The organism is Protofrankia sp. CiP1_Cm_nod1 (assembly GCF_920888515.1).
Lineage (GTDB): Bacteria > Actinomycetota > Actinomycetes > Frankiales > Frankiaceae > Protofrankia.
The window spans coordinates 1-9,630 of the sequence record NZ_CAKKTM010000017.1 but is presented as its reverse complement, the minus strand read 5'-3'; the positions used below and the strand labels follow the sequence as shown (position 1 = coordinate 9,630).

At 67.9% G+C, this 9,630-nt stretch carries 7 protein-coding genes; 5 read left to right on the top strand and 2 right to left on the bottom strand.

What is annotated here, in order from left to right; all coding sequences use genetic code 11:
• Positions 1–534: 534 nt before the first annotated feature.
• Entirely contained in the window at positions 535–1,551 is a 1,017-nt protein-coding gene (locus NBX02_RS01000; protein WP_250282971.1) for a hypothetical protein, read from the top strand.
• Positions 1,552–1,816: 265 nt separating this feature from the next.
• Here NBX02_RS01000 and NBX02_RS00995 read toward each other — a convergent pair whose 3' ends face one another.
• Both NBX02_RS00995 and NBX02_RS00990 read right to left on the bottom strand, forming a co-directional pair.
• A complete protein-coding gene (locus NBX02_RS00995) occupies positions 1,817–3,154 on the bottom strand; it encodes an alkaline phosphatase PhoX (RefSeq protein ID WP_250282969.1) in 1,338 nt (445 codons plus the stop codon).
• 328 nt (positions 3,155–3,482) lie between these two features.
• Positions 3,483–3,749, bottom strand: coding sequence for a SemiSWEET family transporter (locus NBX02_RS00990; protein ID WP_250282967.1), 267 nt, complete (start codon positions 3,747–3,749; stop codon positions 3,483–3,485).
• A 585-nt stretch (positions 3,750–4,334) separates the two neighbouring features.
• On the opposite strand from NBX02_RS00990, the gene NBX02_RS00985 reads away from it, so the two are divergent.
• The 4 genes from NBX02_RS00985 to NBX02_RS22825 all read left to right on the top strand — a co-directional run bounded on the left by NBX02_RS00985 (position 4,335) and on the right by NBX02_RS22825 (position 7,934).
• Entirely contained in the window at positions 4,335–5,549 is a 1,215-nt protein-coding gene (locus tag NBX02_RS00985) for a putative T7SS-secreted protein (RefSeq protein ID WP_250282965.1), read from the top strand.
• A gap of 45 nt (positions 5,550–5,594) precedes the next feature.
• Positions 5,595–5,858 carry a hypothetical protein gene (locus NBX02_RS00980; protein WP_250289589.1) on the top strand — a complete coding sequence of 88 codons (264 nt, stop codon included), beginning with the start codon at positions 5,595–5,597 and terminating at the stop codon, positions 5,856–5,858.
• A gap of 299 nt (positions 5,859–6,157) precedes the next feature.
• Positions 6,158–7,249 carry a phosphotransferase gene (locus NBX02_RS00975; RefSeq protein ID WP_250289587.1) on the top strand — a complete coding sequence of 364 codons (1,092 nt, stop codon included), beginning with the start codon at positions 6,158–6,160 and terminating at the stop codon, positions 7,247–7,249.
• A gap of 109 nt (positions 7,250–7,358) precedes the next feature.
• A complete protein-coding gene (locus NBX02_RS22825; protein ID WP_445548191.1) occupies positions 7,359–7,934 on the top strand; it encodes a methylated-DNA--[protein]-cysteine S-methyltransferase in 576 nt (191 codons plus the stop codon).
• Positions 7,935–9,630 lie beyond the last annotated feature (1,696 nt).

Below are 9,630 nucleotides of genomic sequence, written 5' to 3'. Positions count from 1 at the left end.
GAGCCCTGCGTGGACCACGTTCCCTCCCCGCCTGCCGATGAGCAACTGGACGGTCAATCATCAGCGCGTGCATATGCACGTACTTCGTGGGAAGGATACAGCACGGTCATTCGCACGTGCATATGCGAGACCGGCCCCAGGGTGTGGTTACTGGCCGTGCGCTTCGGCCGACTTGCCGGCCGGCATCTCCCCGTCCGCTCCGGATGCGCCGAGGTGGACGAAAAACAAGATCGTTATTGCTGTTCGGGTGGTGGCCGTTTTCCGATCACCGTTATCACGAAGCGTATCGGTTGACGCCGAGCGCTCCCCCCCGTCGTTCGGGCGTGGACGTCTGGAGCGTCGAGCTCGGGGTGTGGGGGCTGGAGCGTGGAGGGCTGCCCGGGATGTGGCGGTTTTTGCTGGCCGCATGCGTTGCACATGGTCCCGGTGCGCTAGTATTCTTACTATCTGTAATTTTGTTAATTCTCGTCGTTATCGCCGCGTACGGTTCGTCCGCTGCGGGGCACCACCGCTTGGCCAACCTGGGGGACGGTCATGGTGCTGGGACGGGTTGAGCGGCTCGTCGAGCGGGTCGCGGTGGTTGAGCAGGTCGCGGCCGAAGTCAGCCTGCGTACGTTGCGCAATCAGTGGGACGAGGTTGGGCAGCAGCTTCTCGACCTGCTAAGAACCCCCGAGCTGCTGCGGATCACCGAACTGGACCGCCGGCTCGCCGGTTTCGACATCGCCGCCTTCCGTTCCGCCAGCACACGTGTCGAGCGGGACCGACGTGTCGAGGAGCTCGTCGCCGTCCACGACGGTGCCAACCGCCGGCTGTGGGAGGCCGAACGGGCCCGTGACAGCTGCCGGTCGGCCGCCAGCGACGCGGCCACCGCCCTCGCGGCGGTCGAGCGGGCACGTTCTGATCTTGCTGAGGCCATCCGGTTACGCGCCGAGGTCCAGCGGTTGGAAGCCAGAGCCGCTCACACCGCTTCCATGGTGCTTTTCGCCGAGAGACGGTTACGGGATGCTCGCAGACAGCGAGACAGGCTTGCCAACGACTGGCGGAGTGACCGGTTCGGCAACCGCAACGAGCGATCGCGTCTTGGGGGCCTCGTGTCGCGACGGCAGAGCGAGTTCGGCGCAGCCGTGGCGGCAGCCGCCGAGGCGGACCGTCGGCTCTGTCAGCACCGCGCGCGTGTCGAGCCGCTGATCACCGCTCACGAACGGGCCGCCGCGTCGGTGACTGCCGAGGAGATCGCCCGTCGGGACGCCGCCGCGGGCCGGGCGTGGTCGGCGCTTGCGGAGGCGAACCGGGTCTGCCGTGCCATCGCCGAGGAAATCGATCATTGTGAGGCTGCCCTGGCCGAGGTGGCCCGACAGCCAGGCGCGACCGACGAGGACCGGCAAACGGTCGAGGACGCGGAACGCGATGGCTGTTCGGCGCTCATCCGTGAGCGGGAACGCCTGGTGGAGCTCGTGGCCCCGCTGCTCGCCCGCCGCAGGGATCTGGAGCGGCGCTACGAGCAACTGTTCGCCGACGCGGCGGGATATCCGTCGGAGGAAGCCTGCTGACCGGCCGACGAGCTGGCGCGGACCGGCGGGAGGATAGAGACGGCCAGGAAGAGAACGCGGGATACAAGCCAGAGGTATCCGAGAAAGAACGTCAGGGCGCGCCGACGGGCCTGCCCACCGTACCGCTGGCCAGGACCTGGCGTCGCGTCAGCCGGGGAGGAGAGTTCCGCATGACCCGCGCCGGTGACGTCGTGGCGTTGTCGTGTCGTTCCGGCTCCGACAACGCCACGGACGAGACCTCTGCCGTATCTGCCCTCCTGCTTTCCTAGTTGTTCCGCCAGGGGCCGGTGATCGCGATGGTCAGGCCGTCGACCTGGGCGTTGGCGTACAGCCACGTGCCGTCCGGGGAGAACGTCACGCCGGCCCACTCACCGTCGGAAGCGACGTTGCGTGCCAGCGGATAGACGGTGCCGTCGTCACCCACGACGGTCAGGTAGTTCTCACCGTCGCCGTCCTCGGCGAGCACGATACGGCTGCCGTAGGGAGAGATGGTGATGTTGTCAGGGCCGTCGAAACGCCCGCCCGGGGCGATCCTGACCACCAGTTCGATGGTCGACTTCCGCGGGTTGAACTCCCAGACCTGCCCCTCGTGCACACCTGCCAGCCTGGAGCTGGCCTTGGCATAGCTGGAGACGATGTAGGCGCTCGTCCGCTCCCAGAAGATTCCCTCGGCCTTGGACACGCGGGTGACCGCGTTGTCGGCGAACTGCTTGCGGACCGGTGTGGTCGTCGCGTCCGGGTCGGGCACGTCGACCCAGGTGACCGGCAGTGTGGTGCCGAGCTCGGTGAACACGGAGAGATCGGGTACGTCGGCCACCGCGAGTGCCTGCAGCTTCCCGCCCGCCCGCAGGCTGCCCGGGCCGCCCAGCGGCTTCGCCGGCAGGAACCGGTAGATCAGCCCGAGCGGCGAGCCCGCGTCCTCGGTGAGGTACAGGACCCCGGTCTTGGGGTCGACCGCAACCGCCTCGTGCGCATAGCGCCCGAGCGCTTTCAGCGGGACGGCCTCGGTGTCGTTCAGGCGGCCCTGGGGATCCACCTCGAAAACGTAACCGTGCTTCTTGGTCAGGCGGGCATCCGAGGCCGGGGTCAGTTCGGTCTCCTCGCACGACAGCCATGTTCCCCACGGGGTGTGGCCGCCGGCGCAGTTGCGGATCGTTCCGGCGAGGCTCGCCACCTGCGAGAGCAGTTGGCCGCCCTCGACCGTGACGGTGGTGGTGCCGCCCGCGGCACCCGGGTCGTAGACGAGCCCGGGCAGGTGCGGAACCGGGTTCGCCGCGCCGGGGGAAAGCTCATGGTTACGTACCAGTACCGCATTGTTGCGCTTGCGTCCGGGGAAGGCGAACATGCCGTCCGGGAGCCCCGGAAGTTTCTCGCCCGTCAGCACCGTGTCCACACCGGCCCGGGAGAGAACCTTGTACTGGAAGCCCTTGGGGAGGTCGGCGATTTTTGCGGGGTCGGGGATGAGCTCCCCATAGCCGTGGAACCCGTTCGGCGTCGCGGCCGAGGCAGTCCCACCGAAGATCGAACCAACCGCTCCTGACAACACGAATCCCAGACCCGCCGTTCCGGTGCCGGCGATGACCTGGCGACGACTCACAGACATGGGTAATTGTCCCCTCTTTGAAATACCGGGTCAGCACGTTTGCAGACCTACGTGGACGCGAGGCAACACCCAGTCGAACGGCAGTCGACCATCTGATCTATGTATTCCGCCGGATACTGATCACGGGGCCGGATTCATTGAAAATTCATCGGAAGTTCCGTTTTTCGGAAATGCTGGATTCGGCTCGCGGCAAGCCGGGAGTCACTGCTCCCGGCACCCTCGCGGGCAATGCCCGTAACGAGCCCGCCACGGGGCCCTGCTCGGATCCGTCCAGCTTCTGCGTGCGCGGCCGCCGGGGCTCAGGCCCTCGCGGCCGCCGCACCGGTCGTCATGTGGTCTCCCGGGCCTCGCGGTCGAACAGGGCTTTCAGGCCTGCCAGGGTGATGATGGCGCTGATGGTCGCCCCGTTCGCCAGGATGATCGTTATTTCGTTGGTGAGCAGACCATAGCTCAGCCACAGAGTCACCCCCAGCCCGAGGATGCCCAGATAGGTCCAGGAGATGTCCCTGGCGGACCGTGTCCGCCAGGACCGCAGGAGCTGTGGCAGCCAGCATCCCGTCGTCAACGCGCCTGCCAGCAGGCCCAGTATCGTCATCCGCGTCCCCTCCCGTTGTTCCGGTCGAGGATATAGCCGAAGATATAGAGGTCTGCCGGAAGCGTTCCGAAAGATCCGAAAGAAAGGTGTTCACTGGCTGGCTGCCCCCTTGACCGTGCCGGTCGTGCCATGGCCTGACCTGCGGCTGTATTGTTTGCGTGCTCGAGGGGCGGGCGACGTCCTGTGATGCTTGTCATAGCGCGTCATGCGCGCTCCTGGGCCGGTGCACGGACGAATCCGCGTACCCACGGTAGCCGGTATGCCAGTGCCGTCGACGCCGAATACCCGCGAATACCCGCTGCGCGGGATGCTGTCGTTGAGTGTACCCGAGCGGCTTCGCCCTGGCCATTCGATGGAGCTCTGAACATTTGGCGGGGGTCGCCGGATGTTCTGGCATGAAATCCTTGGCGGAGGGGTGCGTCCGGCCGGTTCTCGCGTTACCGTCAACATGTCCACGTTGGTTGCCTGGCTTCGCCCCTGAGCCGTCGGAGTGATGGGCATGTACGTGCAGGTCGGCTGGCTGTCCGCGGGCTGTCGTAACCGGCCCGCATATTCTTCTGGTCGTGGGCCGCAATGAGCCGGCCCGTGGGCTGGGACGTTCTCGGCCTGGATGCCGATCCGACGCCTGGCGACCCCTCTGCCGTGCGGGATCTCGCGCGCCGGCTCCTGGAGTTCGCCGCGGACGTGGAACGCGCCCGCGGCCAGGTCGCCGCGCTGACCGCCGACGGGGCCGCGCGGTCCTGGCTGGGGCGGGCCGGCGACGGCTACCGGGACGAGCTCGGCGAGTTCCCCGGGCAGTTGCGTGCACTCGAGACGTCCCACCGCATGGCCGGGGACGCGCTGAACGCCTACGGGCCGGTCCTGGAGACGGCGCAGGCGCAGGCGGATGCCGCGCTCGCGAGCGGCCTGGACGCGTGTGCCCGCCGCGATCAGGCCCATGCGCTGGCCGCCCTGGCGCGGACCGCGCTGATTTCCGCGTCGCCCGCGGTGGCCATACCCGTTGCTGTACCTGCCACCGCCGTACCGGGCGTGTCGGCCTCAGGCCTCTTCGCCGGCCCGGTCGAGGCGCCTCCACCTGATCCGGCCCAGGTCACGTGGGCGATCCACGACCGTGACACGGCCATGGCCCGTCTCGAGCGGGCGAGAAGAACCTTCCAGGACGCGCAGGCCGACCTGGACACGGCCCGTCGCCTCGCCTCGTCCGCGCGGCAGATGCGGGAGGATGCCGCGACGATCTGCGCGGCCGCGATCCGTGCCGCTTCCCGGGCGGGAATCCGGAACAGGTCCCGCCATTTCTGGGAGGTCGTGACAGAACACGCCGGGCGATTCTGGAACGCGGCTGTCCGGGCCGCGAAAACCACCGTCGCCGTCCTGGGCGTGGTCGCGCCCGTCATCGGTGGGCCGGTCGCGTGGGTGGTGTTTGCCGCCGCGCTCGTGGTCCTTGCCGACACCCTCGCCCGGTATGGCGCCGGCCGCGCCTCCCTGGGGGATGTCGGGCTTGCGCTGCTCGGCTGCGTTCCCGGCGGCGGCGGGCTCGTCACGCTCGGCGAACTCGCTCGCGACGCACATGGCGCCGGCCAGGTCCTGACCGGGGGGCGGCTCCGTTCCGCGCCGGCAACCGGCGGCACCCGCCTTACGTCGCTGGCCGCCGACATCCGGAGCCTGCGGGTACGCACCAGCACACTGTCGCGGAACTTCCCGGGCCGGCACCCGCCGACGGGCGAGGGGGCCGTGAACGCCGACGGTGCGCCGCCCATCGCCGATGGCGCGACCGCCGGCTCGGCGGGTGCGACGGGGTAGGCCGGTGACGGAGGGCTCACGCCCACCGCTGAACAGAATGCCGCCGTGGACCGTTTCCTGGCGCAGGCCGCCGGGGCGGAACCAGATATTCGCGCAGCAACGTTATCACTGACGGTGGCACGTCGGCCAGACGCTGATGACAGCTTCGACGCGAAAACGATCGGGCACGCGCTGTACGAGCAGGCTCGGTTACCCGGTGCCAGCGCGGCGCGTCGAAGCGAACCCGACGCGGAACAGGACGCGGTCCTCGTCCGGGTACCTGTTTCGGCCGGCGCCGTGGATCTGACGCAGGGAGTGGATCCGACGTAGGGAGTGGAGACACACGGAACGCAGGCGGCGGATCCGACGTAAGGAGTCATGATGAGCCGGACGACGTACTACTTCGCGACCAATCCGTTGATTCCGGAAAAAGGGTGATAAGCGTTTTCCGTCACCGGAACGGTACGCGGCCCGTGGACGAGGTTTTCTCCCGGGACGGACGATGGCACACGACCGGCTACAGGGCTCCGCGCACCTTCTCCCATCCCCGATGACCCGCCCATCCCCGATGGCCTGTCCGTTCCCGTCGACTGTCGGATGCGGAGTGTCACCTGATTACGATCAGCGCTGTGCTTCCCGACCCCGGGTGGCCTGGCCTCGACCGGGCACATGCGCTGGCCGAGCAGGCGCTCACCTCATATGATCTTGGAGTTGCTCCCGTCGTCGGTCTGCTGGGAGTTTCGGAGAACATCACATACCAGGTGGACGACCTGGCCGGGGGGTGCCGGTGGGCATTACGGCTGTACCGGCCCGGCTACCACCCGCCTGAGGAGATCGTTTCGGAGCTGGCCTGGATCCAGGCGCTGCGTCATGACGGCGTCATCCGTACGCCGCGGGTGGTTCCGAGCCGTGACGGGGAACTGGTAACCGCGATCGCGCATGACCCACCCGTCCCGGGGGCGCGGTCGGCTGGTTCCGGTGGGCCGCGCTATGCGGCGCTCTTCGAGTGGGTGCGGGGATCCTCGCCGCATCCGTCGGACGCCGCGGGCCTCCTGCGTGGGTTCGGTGCGCTGGGTGAGATCACGGCGCGGCTGCACCAGCATGCCCGTGCCTGGCAGCCACCGGCTGGCTTCACCCGGTTCGCCTGGACGTGGCGGACGACCCTCGGATCGGAGGGCCGGTGGGGGAGGTGGCAGGACGGGATTCGCATCGCAGCCAACGGCGACCGGAACGGGCCGAAGATGATCGACAGTGACGGGATCGCCGTCCTGGCGCGGGCGGCCGAGGAGATCCGCCGCAGGATCGAGCGGTTCGGCACCGGGCCGGACCGGTTCGGTCTCGTCCACGCGGACATGCGCCTGGCGAACCTGCTGGTCGACGGGCGGTCGGAGGAGCCAACGGTCATCGACTTCGACGACTGCGGGTTCAGCTGGTACCTCTTCGACCTGGCCGCGTCCCTGTCCTTCATCGAGCATCGGCCCGAGGTGGGCGGCCTCGTCGATGCCTGGCTCACCTCCTACCGACAGCACATGCCCGTGTCGGCCGAGGAGGAGGGCATGATCGCGACGTTCGTCCTGTTGCGCAGGCTGTTGCTGGTGGCATGGCTGGGCTCCCGCCCGGAGGCGGACGCGGTTGCCAGCGTCGCCGAGTACGCGACGACATCCTGCGATCTTGCGGATGACTATCTCAGCGGATCATGTTCGCTGACTCTTCGGTCGTGAACATGTGATCTTCGCGTGTGTCCTGGGCTGTTGTGACGCAGTCGTTTCCCCCTGTAGTAGCTGGACGGTAGCGTCAGGGCGCGTGGAGGGCGTTACCCGATATGCAAGGATGAGCTCCCCGCTGGGGCCGTTGCTGCTCGCTGGTGATGATGTTGGCCTGTGCGCGGTCCACATGGGGGAGCGGGCGGCGGGCTCCGGGTGGCCGGAGGTCATCGAGCCGGATCCGGCGTCCCTGCGGGACGTGATCGAACAGCTCGAGGCGTATTTCATCGGTGATCTGCTTACTTTCGACGTCCCGCTGCATCCGGTCGGCACGCAGTTCCAGCGCGCGGTGTGGGAGGCGGTGGCGGCCATCCCCTACGGTGCGACCAGCAGCTACGCGGAGATCGCCAGAGCTGTCGGGCGGCCGTCGGCCTTCCGCGCGGTGGGGCTCGCCAACGGTCGTAATCCGCTTCCGATCATCATTCCGTGTCATCGTGTGATCGGCTCCAGCGGCTCTCTGACGGGGTACGCCGGTGGTCTCGGCCGTAAGCGGCACCTTCTTGATCTCGAGCGTCGCACCCTTGGCCGCGGCTATCAGGATGATCTCGGGCTCGCTACTCTCGATTCCGCCGATCTCGGGCCGCGTCGGTTGGCTCCGGAAGAACCGATCATGGCTGTTCCGTCGCCTCGGACCGTGACATAAGCGGTTGCTCGTCCGGACTGGGGGCAGGGCTCGACGACCACTGGTTCGATCATGTTTTCGTTGCGTAGCGTTTTGTTTTGTCTTTCTACAGGATGCGGTTGAGGCGCCGTGTGGCCCGTCCCGGTCCCTGTCGTGCCCGATTTGTTGATCTTTTGGATTCGTGACCCGGTCGTTCGATGTGTTATTTTGGGTATCCGATGATTTTGTGGTGGTTGGGGCGCTTCGTCGCCGGTGATGGATCATCTGGGCGGGCTCTGCTGTCCGCCTCTCTCCTTGCGTGGACGGTTGAGATGACCGCCAAAAGAAATGAATCAGTTACCCAATTCTGACACAACGACTTCGTGAAGTTGTGTTGTCCTCGTGTGGCGATGGTGGTCGGCGGGCGCCTCGTCGTTCTTGCTGACGGAGTACCTTGCTTGAACGCGGATCGAACGATGTCGGCGCATCCGACAATAGGATCTTGGATTGAGGAATGAGGGTGGGGGCGTGCACCCGGGCCCACCGGATCAACTTCCGGGCCTGCCGGATCAGCGTGACTGATCCGGCAGGCATCCCGGAATCGGTGGGAGCCCCGGGAGCACCGGCAAATATGATCGTGTCACTTCTGACCCGACGGTGACGGAGGAATCCGGGCCGTCGGTGACGCGCCGGGAACGCGGTCGTTCCGTCTTTGGTCCAGAGTGTGTCCGATGGATGTTGGTCGTCCGGGCGGTCGCCCGCGCGACCGAACATCCATCAGATACGCCATAGGCCAAGGCATCCGCCGTCATGTCGGACGCTGTCCCTGGCGATGTGGCACGACGTGATGTGACGTGGCGTCTCCGGTGATGTGGAGTTCCCGACGGGAAGCCCTCCGCCGTCAGCGGGACGCGCTGTTTGGTCGATACCAACTGGCCGGAAGGAGGAATGTGGCCGACAACACACAGGTGTCGGATGCGAAGGCCGCGGCCGGTAGGCAGCTTGCCATCCCTGGCGTGCTGGTGCTCATGCCCACGCCCGATTCCGGTACACCAGTGGCGGATCCCTCGGCCTGGCAACGCGCGGTGCTGCGCTCGCGCCTCCCGCGCGCCGCCAAGCTGGTCGCGCTCGCGCTCGCCAGCCACTGTGGCCTCCGCGTCGGCGAGCTGGTGGTCCCGGGCCTGGACGGATCCGTGGCGGTCTGCTCTCCGGGGCTTGTGACGCTGGCCTCCGAGACCGGCTACAGCCGTACCCACGTGCAGCGGCAGATCCGGCTGTTGCGGAATCTGGGCTGGCTGCTCGGGCTGAGCAGGCCCGCCGTTCGCCGGCCCGCGAGCTTCGCGCTGACCATGTCCGGTCAGGTCCGCACGGGCGGACCAGCCCCGGTGGTGACTGATACTCCGGTAGCGGCTGGCCCGGCTGGCCCGGCTGCTCCGGCTGCTCCGGCTGCTCCGGCTGGCCCGGCTGGCCCGGCTGGCCCGGCTGGCCCGGCTGGCCCGGCTGCTCCGGCTGGCCCGGCTGGCCCGGCTGGCCCGGCTGGCCCGGCTAGCCCGGCTAGCCCGGTTAGCCCGGTTGCTCCGGTTGCTCCGGTTGCTCCGGTTGCTCCGGCTGGCCCGGCTGCTCCGGCTGCCACGGCTGCCACGGCTGCTCCGGTTGGCCCGGCTGCTCCGGCTGCCGCGGCCAGCATGGCCGCGGCGTATCCGAGGAGCCAGCGAGCCGACGCCACGCCGGCCACCGT